Below are 16,031 nucleotides of genomic sequence, written 5' to 3' on the forward strand. Positions count from 1 at the left end.
TGCCCCCGCGGGCCCGGAGGCCCGCGGCCGGAGAGGCTCCGGCGTGCCGGGCCCTCATGAACACGGGGGCGTACGAACTACGGGGCGGCGATGACGGAGGGGGGCGATGACGGCGGCGGCCGGCGGTGACGGCCGTGACGGGGCCGGTACGTGCGAGTCGTTCGGCCCCTCAGGCGGACGCCGTGAGGTCCCCCCGGCGGGGCGCTGCGAAGGTCTCCAGATCGGCGCGGGTCAGCCCGGCCAGGCGCGCGACCTCCCCGATGTCCAGGGCGCCGCAGTCCAGTCCGCGCAGCAGGTAGCCGCTGAGAGCCTTGGCGGTGGCGGGCTCGTCCATGACATCGCCGCCGGTGCGGTTGGCGTAGCGGGCGAGACGGGCGGCGGCCTGCTCGAAACCCTCGCGGTAGAAGGCGAAGACGGCCGCGTAGCGGGTGGGGATGTGGCCGGGGTGCATGTCCCAGCCCTGGTAGTAGGCGCGGGCGAGGGCACGGCGGGTGAGGCCGTAGTGCAGGCGCCAGGCGGCGTGGACCTTCTCGGTCGGGCCGACCGGTAGGACGTTCGTCGAGCCGTCCGAGACGCGGACACCGGTCCCCGCCGCCGCGACCTGCATGATCGCCTTGGCGTGGTCGGCGGCCGGGTGGTCGCCGGCCTGGTGGGCGGCGGAGACGCCGAGGCAGGCGCTGTAGTCGAAGGTGCCGTAGTGCAGCCCGGTGGCTCGGCCCTCGGCGGCCTGGATCATCCGGGCGACGGTGGCGGTGCCATCGGCGGCCAGGATGGACTGGCTGGTCTCGATCTGGATCTCGAAGCCGATCCGGCCGGGCTCGAGCCCGTGGGTCTCCTCGAAGGCGTCCAGCAGCAGCGCCATTGCGGTGACCTGCTCGGCGTACGTCACCTTCGGCAGGGTGAGCACCAGTCCGCCGGGCAGGCCGCCGGACTCCATCAGGCCGGTGAGGAAGATGTCGAGTGTGCGGATGCCCCGGGCGCGGACGGGCGCTTCCATGCACTTCATGCGGATGCCCATGTAGGGAGCCGCGGTGCCGTCCTCGTGTGCCTCGGCGATGAGCCGGGCGGCGCGGGCGGCGGCCTGGTCCTCCTCGGCGTCGGGGCGGTTGCCGTATCCGTCCTCGAAGTCGACGCGCAGGTCCTCGACGGGCTCGCGCTCCAGCTTGGCGCGCACGCGCGTGTGGACGGGCTCGGCGAGTTCGTCCGAGAGGCCGAGGACGGCGGCGAAGGAGGCGGCGTCCGGGGCGTGTCGGTCGAGGGCGGCCAGTGCCCGGTCGCCCCAGGAGCGGATGGTGTCCGCGGCGAAGACGTCACCGGGTACATACACGGTGTGGACGGGCTGGCGGGTGCCGGGGTCTCCGGGGTAGCGGCGTTCCAGTTCGGCGTCGACGGGCGCGAGGGAGGCGCTGATCTCCTCGCTGACGGCGCCCGCGAGGCTCGTCGCCACCTTCTCCTGTTGACCCTGACCCATGCCGAGACCCTCCTGGTTTCCGCTTTACGGAATCAACAATCCGTAGAGCGAAGTTATCGGCCGACCTTCCCGATGGTCAACACGGTCTTGCGCGGCGATCCGCTCTGCCATCTCGGCATGTTCACGTCCATCTGGCACCGTTTCCCTCGGAACCGCCCACACCTCCACAGGTTCCTCCGCACGACTCGCCCGAAGCCGCCACAGAAGGAGCCCCTGTGCCGCACCTCCGAGTCACGCGCCGCCTGGGTCTGAAGACCGCGCTGGCCGGCGCGGTCGCCCTGCCTCTCTCCAGTACAGCAGTCTCCCCCGGGCCCGCCTCGGCCGAGGAGCGCGGGGACGGCCGCCTGGAGGTCATGTCGTTCAACCTCCGCTTCGCCAGTACGGTCCAACCCAACAGCTGGGCCGCCCGCAGACCGGTCATGCGCGCCCTGCTGCGCCGCGAGCGTCCCCACGTGATCGGCACCCAGGAGGGCCTCTACCAGCAGTTACAGGACATCGAGGCCGATCTCGGAACGCACTACGACTGGATCGGCACGGGGCGTGCCGGGGGCAGCCGCGACGAGTTCATGGCGATCTTCTTCGACACCCGCCGGCTGGCCCCGGTCGAGTACGACCACTTCTGGCTCTCCGACACCCCGGACGTCATCGCGTCCAACACCTGGGGCAACGCCTCGGTCCGCATGGTCACCTGGGTGCGCTTCCGTGATCTGCGCGACGGCGGCCGGGAGTTCTACGTCCTCGACACCCACTTGGACAACGCGAGCCAGTACGCGCGCGAGCGGGCCGCCTCGCTCACGGCGCAGCGCATCGCCGGGCTCACCCGCTCCCTGCCCGTGATCGTGACGGGCGACTTCAATGTCGCGGCGCACCGGAACCCGGTTCACGACACGATGCTGGGTGCCGGGCTCGTCGACACCTGGGACGCGGCTGCCGAGCGCGGCGACCTCCACGGCACGTTCCACGGATACAAGCCCTTGGTGCCGGGCGGCCCTCGCATCGACTGGATCCTGGCCACGCGGGGCGTCACGGTCCACCGCGCGGCGATCAACACGTTCGCCCTGAACGGCCAGTTCCCCAGCGACCACCTGCCGGTGCAGGCCTCCCTCCGGCTGGGGTGACGGCCGAGGGAACGACGAGGCCCCCGTGACCGGCTGGTCACGGGGGCCCGCTGCGGCCGGGAGACGATCAGCCCTTACGGGCCTTGATCTCCTCGGTCAGGGCCGGGACGACGTCGAACAGGTCGCCGACGACGCCGTAGTCGACCAGGTCGAAGATCGGGGCCTCGGCGTCCTTGTTGATCGCCACGATCGTCTTCGAGGTCTGCATACCGGCGCGGTGCTGGATCGCGCCGGAGATGCCGGAGGCGATGTACAGCTGCGGCGAGACGGACTTGCCGGTCTGGCCGACCTGGTTGGTGTGCGGGTACCAGCCGGCGTCCACCGCGGCACGCGAGGCGCCGACGGCCGCGCCGAGGGAGTCGGCGAGCGCCTCGATGATCGCGAAGTTCTCCGCGCCGTTGACGCCACGGCCACCGGAGACCACGATCGCGGCCTCGGTCAGCTCGGGGCGGCCCGTGGACTCACGCGGCGTACGGCCGGTGACCTTGGTGCCGGTGGCCTGCGCGGAGAAGGACACCGACAGGGCCTCGACCGCACCGGCGGCCGGTGCGGCCTCCACGGCGGCGCTGTTCGGCTTGACCGTGATGACCGGGGTGCCCTTGGAAACACGGGACTTGGTGGTGAAGGAGGCGGCGAACACCGACTGCGTGGCCACCGGGCCCTCGTCGCCGGCCTCCAGGTCGACGGCGTCGGTGATGATGCCGGAGCCCAGGCGCAGCGCCAGACGGGCGGCGATCTCCTTGCCCTCCGCGGAGGACGGCACCAGCACCGCGGCCGGGGAAACGGCCTCGTGAGCGGCCTGGAGGGCGTCCACCTTCGGTACGACCAGGTAGTCGGCGTACTCGGCGGCCTCGTGCGTGAGGACCTTGACCGCGCCGTGCTCGGCGAGCGTGGCGGCGGTTTCGCCGGCGCCGTTGCCCAGCGCGACGGCGACGGGCTCGCCGATGCGGCGGGCGAGCGTCAGCAGCTCCAGGGTGGGCTTGCGGACGGCGCCGTCCACGTGGTCGACGTAGACGAGAACTTCAGCCATGGGACTTCTTCTCTCCTGCTTGCGAAAGATGAGGGGCGGTCAGCGAATGCGGGGCTCAGATGAACTTCTGGCCCGCGAGGAACTCAGCGAGCTGCTTGCCGCCCTCGCCCTCGTCCTTGACGATCGTGCCCGCGGTGCGGGCCGGGCGCTCGGCCGCGCCGTCGACCGTGGTGTAGGCGCCCTCCAGGCCGACCTCCTCGGCCTCGATGTCGAGGTCGGACAGGTCCCAGGACTCCACCGGCTTCTTCTTGGCCGCCATGATGCCCTTGAAGGAGGGGTAGCGCGCCTCGCCCGACTGGTCGGTCACCGACACGACCGCCGGAAGCGACGCCTCGAGGTTCTCGGAGGCCGCGTCGCCGTCGCGGCGGCCCTTGACCGTGCCGTCCTCGACCGAGACCTCGGAGAGCAGGGTGACCTGCGGGACGCCCAGGCGCTCGGCGAGCAGCGCGGGGACGACGCCCATGGTGCCGTCGGTGGAGGCCATGCCGGAGATGACCAGGTCGTAGCCGGCCTTCTCGACCGCCTTGGCCAGGATCAGGGAGGTGCCGATGGCGTCGGTGCCGTGGATGTCGTCGTCCTCGACGTGGATCGCCTTGTCGGCACCCATGGACAGCGCCTTGCGCAGGGCGTCCTTGGCGTCCTCGGGGCCCACCGTCAGAACGGTGATCTCCACGTCGTCGTCGGAGTTCTCGGAGATCTGCAGCGCCTGCTCGACCGCGTACTCGTCGAGCTCGGAGAGCAGACCGTCCACGTCGTCCCGGTCGACGGTCAGGTCATCGGCGAAGTGCCGGTCGCCAGTGGCGTCGGGCACGTACTTCACAGTGACAACGATCCTCAAGCTCACGCCGGCTCTCCTACTGCATCGTCATTTTTCGGCTGCCTCTTGCAGGCAGCATAGGTGCCTCAAGCGGCCGATCCCGGTCGGGGCCACCCACGCTCCGAGCGAAATATTACTCGTCAGTACACCCAGTTCGTTCCCGCTGAGCAAGCGCTTTGAACTGTGACCTTCGCAACGCAGCGTAACCGGAACCCGACTGTCACGCAGCCCGGGAAAACGCGCGGTTCAGTCACGCAGCCGCTGGAAACGCCCCTGGTGGTAGACGAGCGGACGGCCGCTGCCCGTGGGGTCGCCGTGCACGACCTCCGCGATCACGAGCCGGTGGTCCCCGGCGGGCACGCGGGCGACGACCCGGCCGACCAGCCAGGCCGGCACGCCGTCGAGCACGGGAACGCCCTCCGGCCCCTCCCGCCAAGCGGTGGGCGGGCCGAAGCGGTCGGCTCCGCTGCGGGCGAAGGTGGCGGCCAGCTCCTGCTGGTGCTCGCCGAGAATGTGGACGCCGACGTGGTCGGTCTCCGCGATCGCGGGCCAGCTGGAGGCGCCGGTGCCGATACCGAAGGACAGCAGGGGCGGCTCGGCGGAGACGGAGGCCAGGGACGTGGCGGTGAAGCCCACCGGACCGGCGTCGCCACGGGCGGTGATGACAGCGACTCCCGCCGCGTGCCGCCGGAAGACCGAGCGCAGGAGGTCGGTCGTGGTGAGAAGGTCCGCAGGCATGGGGTCAGGCTGACGATAAATGGTTCCCGCAGTCAAGCTCGCTCCCTGATGTGGGACATGGCTCACTCCCGGCGTCACGCCCCTCCCACCGCCTCCCCCAGCGCGGCGATCACGTCGCCCTTGCGGGGCTGCCCGGTGGCCCGGCGGACCACGCGGCCGTCGGCGTCGAGGACCAGCACGGTCGGGGTCTTGAGGATGTCGAGCCGCCGTACGAGGTCCAGGTGTGCCTCGGCGTCGATCTCGACATGGGTCACGCCCGGGACCAGGCCGGTGACCTCATCGAGGACCCGCCGGGTCGCCCTGCAGGGCGCGCAGAACGCGCTGGAGAACTGCACGAGCGTCGCCCGCTCGCCGAGTTGCGCGCCCAGCTCCGCCGCGTCCAGCCGCTTGCCGTCGTCCCACCCGCGCACCCGCACCCTCCCGCTCCGCCGCTTGTGCAGCACTCCGTAGGCGCTCGCAGCCGCGAGCACCAGAACGCACACCACCGGCCCGGTCATCATCTGCTGCAAGCGCTCACGAGGCCGCGAAGATTCCCGCCCCCTCGTGGGCGCCCCGCTGCGGAATGCTCGGATCCCATGGACATCAGTGAGAGGGCCGCGTGTCGGGGCAGCCGTCACGGCCGCCGTCCTGGCGGTCGTTCCGGTCACGGGAAGCGGGTGGCTGCCGGCGTGGCGGACGCCCGTGGGGCCCGGCTGGCCGGGACTCGCCGCGACCGGCGCCGCGCTCGCCGCCGCCCTCCTGAATGCGGCATTCGGGTACTGCCTGGGGTGCGAGTTGTACCTGCTCGTACCGCGCGTGACGGTGCGTGCGGAGTAATGGGGACGCAAAAGCACGAGGTGGGATCCTGCGGCGACGTGACAAGAATCTCGTCGACTGCGGGCACGAGGACTGGCTACCCGGCCGTTCTTCGGGCACCATCTGCGACAAGCCGTAAACCTACGGCTGCGTAACTTGTCCGCTGGGAATCCCTTCCCAGGCAGAGCAGGAAGGGTCCGAACCGCCCATGGCAGAGCTCGTCTACCGTCCCGTCGTCGGTTTCGCCCGCACGCTGTTCAAGGTGTGGGACCTCAAGATCGACTGCCAGGGTTCGGAGAACATCCCGCGCTCGGGCGGCGCCGTGCTGGTGAGCAACCACATCAGCTATCTGGACTTCGTCTTCAACGGCCTGGCGGCACTGCCGCAGAAACGTCTCGTGCGGTTCATGGCGAAGGAATCCGTCTTCCGGCACCGGATCTCCGGCCCGCTGATGCGCGGGATGAAGCACATCCCCGTGGACCGCAAGCAGGGCGAGGCGGCCTACGCGCACGCCCTGGACTCGCTGCGGTCGGGCGAGATCATCGGGGTCTTCCCGGAGGCGACGATCTCGCAGTCGTTCACGTTGAAGAGCTTCAAGTCGGGCGCCGCTCGCCTGGCGCAGGAGGCGGGCGTCCCGCTAATCCCGATGGCGGTCTGGGGTACGCAGCGGCTGTGGACCAAGGGCCACCCGCGCAACTTCAAGCGCAGCCACATCCCCATCACGATCCGGGTCGGCGAGGCGATCGAGGCCTCCCGCGACAAGTACGCGGGCGCGATCACCCGTCAGCTGCGCGAGCGCGTCGGAGAGCTCCTCGAGGCCGCCCAGCGCGCTTACCCCGTACGCCCGAAGGGGCCGGACGACACCTGGTGGATGCCGGCCCACCTCGGCGGCACGGCTCCCACGCCGGAGCAGGTGCGGGAGACCGAGGCACGCTGACGCCCGGGCGGTCCCGGCTCAGGCGGAGGATTCCGGAGCGCGCACGTCGATGTCGGCGCCAGGGCTGAACTTCGCCAACAGCTCGGCGAGTTCTCCTGCGGCCGCCGCCACTTCGGCGACGGGCATCGGGGCCATGCTCTCCAGCAGGAAGATGCCCGAGGTCGTCCGCTCGGTGAGCCGGGTGCGCGGGCCCTGGCGCCAGTTCCAGCGTCGGCAGGTCACGCCCTGGTCGTCACACCACACCACCTCGCCCGCATCCGGGTGCTCGACGGCCTCCTCGCCGCCGGCGACGGTCACGAAGTCCTCCTGACCCGTGGCGCGGACCAGCCGCATGCCGCCCTCGACGCGGTCGGCGTCCTCCCCGCCGACAGGAATCAGATGGGCGACGGAGACGGCGTTGTAGAGGTCGACGAGCAGGTTGATGCGGGGCAGCCCCGCCTCCGAGAGAGCCCGCCTGGCCAGGGCCTCGGCGGAGTTGCGGGTGCGGGACGGCTTCGAGCCGAAGGCCGTGTAGGTCTCGCGCCAGGCGACCATGTGCGGGTCCTCGTGCGGGGCACGGCCGTCCAGTCGGGCCGCGAGCCGGCCGGCGGCGCCGTCCAGCAGGGCTGAACTCGCGTCGGTGCTCGGCCCGTTGACCAGGCCGTGCGCCTCGATCGCGACGTGCGTGAAGCCGGGCGCGAGGGCGCGTACGTCGTCCGACACGGTCAGTGTGAGCGTCATGGTGGGCCTTGCCTCAGAGTGCGGTGGGGAGCGTCTGCCACAGGTACGGCCGGTCGGGTGCCGCTCGGAGAGTGTCCAGCACAACCGGGTGTGGTGCAGCATACAGGACTGGGTAGTCCAGTTCATTGGACGCCAGGTCGGGCGTGAAGGCGAGCCGCTCACCGTCGAGGGAGAACTGCGCGTCGACCCCCGGCTTGTTGCCCCGGGGGTCCTGCCGGTGCCACGCACCGTTGAACCGCACGGCGACCAACCCGTGCACCTCTTCGAACTTCTGGTAGCACAGCGCGGTCGGAATGTCCTCGGCCCGCAGCAGCGCGGTTAGCGCGTGGGCCTTCGCGTAGCAGATGCCGGTGCGCTGCTCCAGGACATCGGAGGCCCGCCAGGTGACGCGGAGATCACCGGCATCATGCGAGTGCGCGATGACGTCCCTCACGAACTCGAAGGCCGCCCGCGCATACTCATACGAATCCGCCACTCCCTCAGCGAGCTTCGCGGCCGTCTCGCGCACGAGCGGATGGCGATGGTCGATCGCCTCGTCAGCGGCCAAGTACGAGGAAAGGTCAGGAGTCTCCTGGATCAGCTGCATGCACGCAGAGCATAGGGAGGGGCCCACTTCTCGGTCAATGCTTTTTCCGACAGACGCATACTTATGCAGAATGCGGCGTGCGGCCGAACACCGTCGCAACCCCGGTTCCGGCCGCAGTGCAGTCCTTCCTCCGCGTCACGGGTCTCGGCTCTCTGCCGCAGGACACCCGTCTACCTGCACGACAAGGCGTCGCACGTCTTCGACATGCCCCTGCGGAGCGACCGAGTGGTGCGCGGCGCGCGCACGCCGTTCGTCACCCTCGACGACGATCGGAGCTGAGTCAGGAAATTCGACCCCGACCCGCGCGACAGCAGCGCGCCGATCGTCGTCAACGGATGGACAAGCGTCGGGAGGTGGCCCTAGCGGGCCGTCTCCTCCTTCAGCGCCGCAAGGAACGCGTCCACGTCCTCCTCGGTCGTGTCGAAGGCGCACATCCAGCGGACGTCGCCCGCGGCCTCGTCCCAGAAGTAGAAGCGGAACCGCTTCTGCAGGCGCTCGCCCACGTCATGCGGCAGGCGGGCGAACACCGCGTTGGCCTGCACCGGGTAGAGGATCTCCACGCCGTGCACGGCCCGTACGCCTTCGGCGAGGCGCTGGGCCATCTCGTTGGCGTGCCGGGCGTTGCGCAGCCACAGGTCACGGGCGAGCAGGGCCTCCAGCTGCACCGACACGAACCGCATCTTGGAGGCGAGCTGCATGGACAGCTTGCGCAGATGCTTCATGTGGCTGACGGCGTCCTGGTTGATCACCACGACCGCCTCGCCGAACAGGGCGCCGTTCTTCGTGCCGCCCAGGGAGAGGATGTCGACGCCGGCCGCGTTGGTGAGCGTCCGCATCGGGACGTTCAGGGTGGCGGCGGCGTTGGCCAGCCGGGAGCCGTCCAGGTGCACCTTCATGCCGTGCGCGTGGGCGTGCTCGCACAGGGCGCGTATCTCGTCCGCTGTGTAGACCGTGCCCAGTTCGGTGGCCTGGGCGATGGAGACGACCTGCGGCATGGCACGGTGCTCGTCGTCCCAGCCGTACGCCTGCCGGTCGATCAGCTCCGGGGTGAGCTTGCCGTCGGGCGTCGGGACGGTGAGCAGCTTCAGGCCGCCGACCCGCTCGGGCGCGCCGCACTCGTCGACGTTGATGTGCGCGCTCTCCGCGCAGATCACCGCGCCCCAGCGGTCGGTGACCGCCTGGAGCGCGACGACGTTGGCGCCGGTGCCGTTGAAGACCGGGAACGCCTCGGCGGTGGGTCCGAAGTGGCTGCGGACCAGCTGCTGGAGGTTCTCGGTGTAGGCGTCCTCGCCGTAGGCGACCTGGTGGCCGCCGTTGGCCAGGGCCAGGGCGGCGAGCACCTCCGGGTGGGCGCCGGCGTAGTTGTCGCTGGCGAAACCTCGGACCTCGGGGTCGTGATGGCGGCGGGCGTCGGTCTTCGGCGGGTTCACGGCTTCTCGGTGAGCCACAGACGGTTTCCGTTCACTTCGGCGGCGGGCTTCTCCCAGACCTCGGTGATGGCCTCGGCCAGGTCCTTGACGTCGGTGAAGCCCGCGAACTTCGCGTTGGGGCGGTCGGCACGCATCGCGTCGTGCACCAGTGCCTTCACCACCAGGATCGCAGCCGCCGAGGTCGGCCCCTCGGGGCCTCCGGCCTTGCGGAAGTAGTCGGCCATGGCCAGCGTCCACGCCTCGGCTGCGGCCTTGCCGGCGGCGTAGGCGGCGTTGCCCGCGGTGGGCTTGCTGGCTCCCGCGGCGCTGATCAGCACGTACCGGCCGCGGTCACTGCGCTGCAGTGCCTCGTGGAAGGCGAGGGACGTGTGCTGCACGGTGCGGACGAGCAGCATCTCCAGGAAGTCCCAGTCGTCGAGGCTGGTCCGGGTGAAGGTCTCGCTGCCGCGCCAGCCGCCGACGAGGTGGACCAGACCGTCGACGCGGCCGAAGTCCTTCTCGATGCGAGTGGCCCAGTCCCGGGTGGCCCGCAGGTCGAGCAGGTCGACCGTGTCACCGGTCACGGTGGCCCCGCCGGTGGCGTAACTCGCCGCGTCCACGGCTTCCGCCAGCCGTTCCGGATCGTTGTCGGAGCCGATGACGGTCGCTCCCGCCTCGGCCAGCCTGAGCAGCACGGCACGCCCCGCGGGCCCACCCGCACCGGCTACCGCGATCACCGCACCGCTGAGCGCCCCGTTCCCCGCCATGTTCCTCGCCTCCTGAGCAGTGTTCTCGGTACGCCGATCGCTCACGCGGCGATCCGCTCGGTGCTGTCCGCCGTGATGCCCTTGGTGGAGGCGATCACGTTCTTCAGCTTCTTGGACAGTGCCTCATAGAACATGCTCAGCGGAAACTCGTCCGGAAGCACGTCATCGACGAGTTTCCGCGGCGGCTGCGTCAGGTCCAGCGCGTCCGGGCCCTTGGCCCACTTCGACCCGGGGTGCGGGGAGAGGTAGGTGGAGACGAGCTCGTACCCGGCGAACCAGTGGACGAGCTTGGGGCGGTCGATGCCGTCGCGGTACAGCTGCTCGATGTCGGCGCACAGCTGGTTGGTGACCTGCGGGGCGCGCTCCCAGTCGATGGTGAGCTTGTTGTCGGTCCACCGGACGACGTCGTGCCTGTGCAGGTAGGCGAAGAGGAGCTGGCCGCCGAGACCGTCGTAGTTGCGGACCCGCTCGCCGGTGACCGGGAAGCGGAACATGCGGTCGAAGAGGACCGCTACCTGTACGTCACGCGCCTGCGGGACGCCGTCCTGCGCGAGCTTCACGGCCTCCTTGAAGGCGGTGAGGTCGCAGCGCAGCTCCTCCAGGCCGTACATCCAGAACGGCTGGCGCTGCTTGATCATGAACGGGTCGAAGGGCAGGTCGCCGTGGCTGTGGGTGCGGTCGTGGACCATGTCCCACAGGACGAACGCCTCCTCGCAGCGCTTCTGGTCGTGGACCATCGCGGCGACGTCCTCGGGCAGCTCCAGGCCGAGGATCTCGACTGCGGCGTCGGTGACGCGGCGGAAGCGGGCCGCCTCACGGTCGCAGAAGATGCCGCCCCAGGTGAACCGCGCGGGGGCCTCGCGCACGGATATGGTCTCGGGGAACAGGACGGCGGAGTTGGTGTCGTAGCCCGCCGTGAAGTCCTCGAACTTGATGCCGCAGAACAGCGGGTTGTCGTAGCGGGTGCGCTCCAGCTCGGCCAGCCAGTCCGGCCAGACCATGCGCAGCACGACCGCTTCGAGGTTGCGGTCCGGGTTGCCGTTCTGCGTGTACATCGGGAAGACGACCAGGTGCTGGAGGCCGTCCGCGCGGTTCGCCGCGGGCTGGAAGGCCAGCAGCGAGTCGAGGAAGTCGGGAACCTGGAACCCGCCGTCGGACCACCGGGTCAGGTCCTTGACGAGGGCCTCGTGGTAGGCGCGGTCGTGCGGGAGCAGCGGGGAGAGCTCGAGGACCGCGTCCGTGACCTGGCGGACGGCAAGCTCGGCATCGGCCGGGTCGGGCGCGCCCTCGGCGTCGAAGTCGATCGACCCGTCCTTGGACTGCCATGGCCGGATCCGCTCCACGGCATCCTTGAGCACGGGCCATGCCGGGTGCTCCACCACCCTGACCACGGGAGGAACCTCTTCCTCCGAACCCACTTGCACAAGAATTTCCGTCATGTCTCACCCTCCACGGGAGAATCTCACGTACGCAGACCGTATACGCGCGAGGTTCCTTCCAGCAAGGGCCACCTCGGGAAATTATCCTGCCGCACCCCCCGATTCACCGCACTTTTTCCTGTCGACCATGCTTGTGCCCGCCAGCGCGCGGACCATGCCCTCGCCCGCTGCACCGGGCGGGCGCAGGCGATACGGTCGGGTGGGCCGTCAGGTCCCCAGTGCCGCCTGTCGACGGAAGAGAGTCGCGTCTTGAACTTCCTCACCATCGGTCACCGCGGAGTCATGGGTGTGGAACCCGAGAACACCCTCCGGTCCTTCGTCGCAGCCCAGGAGGCGGGCCTCGACGCCATCGAACTCGATCTGCATCTGAGCAAGGACGGCGCGCTCGTCGTCATGCACGACACGGACGTGGACCGCACGACCGACGGCACCGGGCCGATCGCCGAGAAGACCCTCGCGGAGCTGCGGGCCCTGGACGCGGGCCGGGGCGAGCGGGTGCCCGTCTTCGAGGAGGTCCTCGAGGCCGTTCAGACGCCCCTCCAGGCGGAGATCAAGGACGTGCAGGCGGCGCGGGCGCTGGCCGAGGTGATGAACCGGCGCGGGCTGGCCGGCCGGGTGGAGGTGTCCTCGTTCCACGACGAGGCGGTGGCCGAGATCGCCCGTCTGGTGCCGGGCGTGCGCACCGCGCTGATCTCCGGCCTCCCCCACTCTCGAATGAACTCGGGCGGGGGTACCCCCGTCGGCACCGACGTCGTGGAGCGCGCCGTGCGGGTGGGTGCCGCGACCGTCTGCCTGAACATCCGCCGGCTCACCCTGGAGATCGTGGAGCAGGCCCGCAAGGCCGATCTGAGGATCATCGGCTGGGTCGTGAACACGCAGGACCACCTGCGTCTCGTCCGGGCGTTCGGCCTGGACGGCGCGACCACCGATCACCCGGACATCAAGCGCACGGGCCGCTTTACGGCGTAAGGGGTCCTTGCACTACGAGCGTCCGATCAGGTCGCGTGGTCCGGTGCCGTGCATCGCAAGGCGCCGGAGGGCCCTGTCAGCGGAGCGGAACATGCCCCGGTGGCTAGCCGAGCTCCTTGACCAGCAGTTCGAACTTCAGGTCGTCGCGCTGCGGGATGCCGAAGCGCTCGTCGCCGTACGGGAACGGGGTCGTCCGGCCCGTACGGCGGTAGCCGCGCCGCTCGTACCAGGCGATGAGGTCCTCGCGTACGGAGATCACGGTCATGTGCATCTCCTTGACGTCCCAGGTCTCGCGGGCCTGCCGCTCCGCCTCCGCGATGATCACCTTGCCGAGGCCGGCGCCCTGGAGCCTGGGGCTGACCGCGAACATGCCGAAGTAGGCGTGGTCGCCCCGGTGCTCCAGCTGGCAGCAGGCGACGATCCGGCCGTCCCGTTCCACGGTCATGAGCCGGCTGTCGGGCGACTTGATGACCTCGAGCACACCCTGCGGGTCGCTCCGCTGGCCTTCGAGAATGTCCGCCTCGGTCGTCCACCCGGCCCGGCTGTCGTCGCCCCGGTACGCCGACTCGATCAGCACGACCAGCTCGTCCACGTCGGCGTCCGTGGCGTCCCGGAAGGTCAGTGCGGTGGCGGCGGTCTCCATGGCGTGCGTCTCCGTTTTCCTGGCGGGGCTCGGGCAGGGACGAGCGTAACGCCCCCACTAAGCTCCGCCGCATGGTGCATGTACTCAGCAGCCGGATCCTGCTCCGCCCCGCCGACCCCGACCGGTCGCGGGCCTTCTACGGCGAGCAGCTGGGCCTCGCCGTCTACCGCGAGTTCGGCACGGGTCCCGAGCGCGGCACGGTCTACTTCATGGGCGGCGGCTTCCTGGAGGTCTCGGGCCGGTCCGGGACTCCCTTGGCGCCCACCGTGCGGCTGTGGCTGCAGGTCGACGACGTGGCGGCGGCGCAGGAGGAGCTGCGGGAGAAGGGGGTGGAGATCGTGCGGCCCCCGGTGAAGGAGCCGTGGGGACTGGTCGAGATGTGGATCGCGGACCCGGACGGGACGCCGATCGTGCTGGTGGAGGTGCCGGCGGACCACCCCATGCGCTACCGGCCGGGCATCTGAAGTCGTCCGAGGCGGTGCTCCCAGCCCCGGTCGGTACAGGTCGGCTCACGAGAGTCCGCGCCGGTCAGGAGATCCAGCGCAGTGCGGTCGGCGGCCTCCTCGGGCGACGAGCCGGCCGACGCCGCACAGGCGGAGCCGGTCGGCGGCCCGGGCGGGCGGCAGGAGCTCCAGGCCGGTGCCGCGCTCGAAGACGCCGGGGGCGACGGCCGCCACATGCAGGTCGACCAGGTCGGCGGGCTGGTCGCGGTCGGCTCGGCGGAAGGGGCGCACGGTCGCACCTCGGGCGCGGGCACGGGGTACCTCCGGACAGGGAGAGGAAGCCGGTAGCCGCCACGCGGTGCGGTACGAGGCGAGGGCACGTCGCGGCCGCGCCGCACACCACTGGGTTCTCCCGGATGGCAGGCGGCCCCGGCGGCGGCTTAGCGTGCTTGAGGGGGTCTCCCGCGGAAGGAACGCCATGAAGCTCGACGCACCGGTGACCGGCGGGCCCTGCTGGACCGAGCTGGGCACCAGCGATCCGGAGTCGGCCCAGCGGTTCTACACGCGACTGTTCGGCTGGCGGCCCGAGACCGACCCGCGTCAGGAGGCGGGCGGCTACACGATCGCGCACCTCGGGGACGCGGCGGTCGCCGCGCTCACCCCGCTGTACCAGCCGTCGCAGCCCGTCGCGTGGACCGTGTCGTTCGCGGTGACCGACGCGGACGACACCGCCCGTGCGGTGACGGAGGCGGGCGGAGAGGTGCTGTTCGGGCCGATGGACGTGTTCGACGCGGGCCGTTTCGCGGTGGCCGCCGATCCGGGCGGCGCCGTGTTCCAGCTGTGGCAGGCGGGGACTTTCGCGGGCGCCGGGCTGTTCAACGCGCCCGGTGCGCTGGGCTGGGTGGAGCTGTTCACACGGGAGCCGGAACAGGCCGTGGCGTTCTACACGCGTCTGTTCGGCTGGACCGTCAACGCCTCGGAGCGCTACACCCAGTGGGGAGTCGACGGCGCGGACTTCGGCGGCATGGTGACCATGGACGACAAGTTCCCGCCCGAGGTGCCGCCCCACTGGCTGCCGTACTTCGCCGTCGCCGACGTGGACGACACGACCGCCGTCGTCCAGCGGCACGGCACGGTCCTGATGGTGCCCACGTCCGTGCCCGGCGGGCCGCGCATCGCGGTGCTGCGGGACCCGCAGGGGGCGATGTTCGGGGTGTACCGGGCCGACCACGAGTTCTGAGGCGACCGGGGCGTGACGGCGGGACAGTCGTACCCGCAGGGGCGGTTGGGCACCACGGGCGGTGACATCGACCCGGGCGAGGAGGCGGTGATCAGCGTCCTGCGCGAACCGGCCATCACCCGCAACATCCACGGCGACCGCTGGACGGCCGTCGAGGACCGCCGCTCCACGCACCGCCGCACGGCGCACGAGGTGCTCCGGCCGGCCGGGCTCAGGCCCGCAACGCGCCCAGGCGGCCCTCCAGCTGCCCGAGCAACTCACCCAGCAGCACGGCGAGTTCTCCCTGCTCCGAACCACCCAGGCCGGACAACACGGCGGTCTCGTAGGCGAGCTGGGCGGGCAGGATGCCGTCGACCAGCTCGCGTCCGGCGTCGGTGAGGCGGAGGTGGGCGACCCGGCGGTCGCGGGTGTCGCCGCGGCGTTCGACCAGGCCGCGCTCGGACAGCTGCTTGAGCCGCTTGGTGACGGCGGCCCCCGAGGAGAACGTCTCCCGGGCCAGCTCACCGGGCGTCAGCTCGTGCCCGGTACGACGCAGCGCGCCGAGCAGATCGAACTCGGGCCGGCTGAGCCCCGCCCGGCGCAGCGGCGCGTCCTCGGCCTGCTGGAGGAGGGCGGCACAGCGATTGATCCGCCCGATGATCTCCATCGGCCCGGTGTCGAGCCCGGGGTGCACGGCCCGCCACTGCCGGACGACAGCGGCGACGGTGTCGCCCCGGCGCCAGCCGGCCGAGGCGCCCGCCGGGTCAGGGGCCTCGTCGGCCGCCCGCCGGTCGGCGAGGTGCCGCCCGGCCGCGTCGGCTTCGTCAGCACCCCGCCCGCCGACCGGGGTCGTTCCGGCGGCAGCGTCTCCGGCGCCCTGATCCGCCCCAGCCCTGCCCGTCCCGCCCGCGCTGTTCTCGCCGACCTCAC

At 70.9% G+C, this 16,031-nt stretch carries 19 protein-coding genes; 6 read left to right on the forward strand and 13 right to left on the reverse strand.

What is annotated here, in order from left to right; translation table 11 throughout:
* Nucleotides 1–169: 169 nt before the first annotated feature.
* Nucleotides 170–1,471 carry a DUF6986 family protein gene (locus tag ACWD1U_RS25635; protein WP_451110847.1) on the reverse strand — a complete coding sequence of 434 codons (1,302 nt, stop codon included), beginning with the start codon at nucleotides 1,469–1,471 and terminating at the stop codon, nucleotides 170–172.
* A gap of 215 nt (nucleotides 1,472–1,686) precedes the next feature.
* Here ACWD1U_RS25635 and ACWD1U_RS25640 point away from each other — a divergent pair, with 215 nt between their 5' ends.
* Nucleotides 1,687–2,589, forward strand: a complete 903-nt coding sequence (locus tag ACWD1U_RS25640; protein ID WP_451110849.1) for an endonuclease/exonuclease/phosphatase family protein — start codon at nucleotides 1,687–1,689, stop codon at nucleotides 2,587–2,589.
* A 67-nt stretch (nucleotides 2,590–2,656) separates the two neighbouring features.
* Here the strand turns inward: ACWD1U_RS25640 and ACWD1U_RS25645 are convergent, their stop codons facing one another.
* The 4 genes from ACWD1U_RS25645 to ACWD1U_RS25660 form a co-directional block, all read right to left on the reverse strand.
* Nucleotides 2,657–3,619 carry an electron transfer flavoprotein subunit alpha/FixB family protein gene (locus ACWD1U_RS25645; RefSeq protein WP_451110851.1) on the reverse strand — a complete coding sequence of 321 codons (963 nt, stop codon included), beginning with the start codon at nucleotides 3,617–3,619 and terminating at the stop codon, nucleotides 2,657–2,659.
* A gap of 55 nt (nucleotides 3,620–3,674) precedes the next feature.
* Entirely contained in the window at nucleotides 3,675–4,463 is a 789-nt protein-coding gene (locus ACWD1U_RS25650) for an electron transfer flavoprotein subunit beta/FixA family protein (RefSeq protein ID WP_451110853.1), read from the reverse strand.
* Nucleotides 4,464–4,682: 219 nt separating this feature from the next.
* Complete coding sequence (locus ACWD1U_RS25655; protein ID WP_451110854.1) at nucleotides 4,683–5,174, reverse strand: flavin reductase family protein; 492 nt, start codon at nucleotides 5,172–5,174, stop codon at nucleotides 4,683–4,685.
* A gap of 74 nt (nucleotides 5,175–5,248) precedes the next feature.
* Nucleotides 5,249–5,671 (reverse strand): thioredoxin family protein, encoded by a 423-nt coding sequence (locus ACWD1U_RS25660; RefSeq protein WP_451110991.1) that lies wholly within the window; start codon nucleotides 5,669–5,671, stop codon nucleotides 5,249–5,251.
* Nucleotides 5,672–5,759: 88 nt separating this feature from the next.
* Here ACWD1U_RS25660 and ACWD1U_RS25665 point away from each other — a divergent pair, with 88 nt between their 5' ends.
* Together ACWD1U_RS25665 and ACWD1U_RS25670 are read left to right on the forward strand one after the other, a co-directional pair.
* On the forward strand, nucleotides 5,760–5,990 hold the full coding sequence (locus ACWD1U_RS25665) for a DUF4395 family protein (RefSeq protein ID WP_451110856.1): 231 nt from the start codon (nucleotides 5,760–5,762) through the stop codon (nucleotides 5,988–5,990).
* A gap of 187 nt (nucleotides 5,991–6,177) precedes the next feature.
* Nucleotides 6,178–6,906, forward strand: a complete 729-nt coding sequence (locus ACWD1U_RS25670) for a lysophospholipid acyltransferase family protein (protein WP_451110858.1) — start codon at nucleotides 6,178–6,180, stop codon at nucleotides 6,904–6,906.
* A gap of 18 nt (nucleotides 6,907–6,924) precedes the next feature.
* Here ACWD1U_RS25670 and ACWD1U_RS25675 read toward each other — a convergent pair whose 3' ends face one another.
* The 5 genes from ACWD1U_RS25675 to ACWD1U_RS25695 form a co-directional block, all read right to left on the reverse strand.
* Entirely contained in the window at nucleotides 6,925–7,626 is a 702-nt protein-coding gene (locus ACWD1U_RS25675; RefSeq protein WP_451110860.1) for a B3/B4 domain-containing protein, read from the reverse strand.
* Between the two features lie 13 nt (nucleotides 7,627–7,639).
* The gene (locus tag ACWD1U_RS25680) at nucleotides 7,640–8,212 is read right to left on the reverse strand and encodes a transglutaminase-like domain-containing protein (protein WP_451110862.1); all 573 of its coding nucleotides are present in this window, start codon (nucleotides 8,210–8,212) and stop codon (nucleotides 7,640–7,642) included.
* A gap of 359 nt (nucleotides 8,213–8,571) precedes the next feature.
* Nucleotides 8,572–9,642, reverse strand: a complete 1,071-nt coding sequence (locus tag ACWD1U_RS25685) for a threonine aldolase family protein (protein WP_451110864.1) — start codon at nucleotides 9,640–9,642, stop codon at nucleotides 8,572–8,574.
* The gene (locus ACWD1U_RS25690; protein WP_451110865.1) at nucleotides 9,639–10,388 is read right to left on the reverse strand and encodes an SDR family NAD(P)-dependent oxidoreductase; all 750 of its coding nucleotides are present in this window, start codon (nucleotides 10,386–10,388) and stop codon (nucleotides 9,639–9,641) included. Before ACWD1U_RS25690 ends, ACWD1U_RS25685 begins: the two co-directional genes overlap by 4 nt.
* Nucleotides 10,389–10,429: 41 nt before the next feature.
* Entirely contained in the window at nucleotides 10,430–11,827 is a 1,398-nt protein-coding gene (locus ACWD1U_RS25695; protein ID WP_451110866.1) for a DUF6421 family protein, read from the reverse strand.
* Nucleotides 11,828–12,076: 249 nt separating this feature from the next.
* On the opposite strand from ACWD1U_RS25695, the gene ACWD1U_RS25700 reads away from it, so the two are divergent.
* Nucleotides 12,077–12,796 (forward strand): glycerophosphodiester phosphodiesterase, encoded by a 720-nt coding sequence (locus ACWD1U_RS25700; protein WP_451110868.1) that lies wholly within the window; start codon nucleotides 12,077–12,079, stop codon nucleotides 12,794–12,796.
* A gap of 103 nt (nucleotides 12,797–12,899) precedes the next feature.
* Here the strand turns inward: ACWD1U_RS25700 and ACWD1U_RS25705 are convergent, their stop codons facing one another.
* The gene (locus tag ACWD1U_RS25705; RefSeq protein WP_451110869.1) at nucleotides 12,900–13,439 is read right to left on the reverse strand and encodes a GNAT family N-acetyltransferase; all 540 of its coding nucleotides are present in this window, start codon (nucleotides 13,437–13,439) and stop codon (nucleotides 12,900–12,902) included.
* Between the two features lie 71 nt (nucleotides 13,440–13,510).
* On the opposite strand from ACWD1U_RS25705, the gene ACWD1U_RS25710 reads away from it, so the two are divergent.
* The gene (locus ACWD1U_RS25710) at nucleotides 13,511–13,903 is read left to right on the forward strand and encodes a VOC family protein (RefSeq protein WP_451110870.1); all 393 of its coding nucleotides are present in this window, start codon (nucleotides 13,511–13,513) and stop codon (nucleotides 13,901–13,903) included.
* Between the two features lie 45 nt (nucleotides 13,904–13,948).
* Here ACWD1U_RS25710 and ACWD1U_RS25715 read toward each other — a convergent pair whose 3' ends face one another.
* On the reverse strand, nucleotides 13,949–14,173 hold the full coding sequence (locus ACWD1U_RS25715; RefSeq protein ID WP_451110872.1) for a hypothetical protein: 225 nt from the start codon (nucleotides 14,171–14,173) through the stop codon (nucleotides 13,949–13,951).
* A 187-nt stretch (nucleotides 14,174–14,360) separates the two neighbouring features.
* Here ACWD1U_RS25715 and ACWD1U_RS25720 point away from each other — a divergent pair, with 187 nt between their 5' ends.
* Nucleotides 14,361–15,122, forward strand: a complete 762-nt coding sequence (locus ACWD1U_RS25720) for a VOC family protein (RefSeq protein WP_451110873.1) — start codon at nucleotides 14,361–14,363, stop codon at nucleotides 15,120–15,122.
* A gap of 211 nt (nucleotides 15,123–15,333) precedes the next feature.
* Here ACWD1U_RS25720 and ACWD1U_RS25725 read toward each other — a convergent pair whose 3' ends face one another.
* The gene (locus ACWD1U_RS25725) at nucleotides 15,334–15,795 is read right to left on the reverse strand and encodes a MarR family winged helix-turn-helix transcriptional regulator (RefSeq protein WP_451110993.1); all 462 of its coding nucleotides are present in this window, start codon (nucleotides 15,793–15,795) and stop codon (nucleotides 15,334–15,336) included.
* Between the last annotated feature and the right edge of the window lie 236 nt (nucleotides 15,796–16,031).

The sequence above is a fragment of the Streptomyces sp. NPDC002788 genome, from assembly GCF_053592115.1.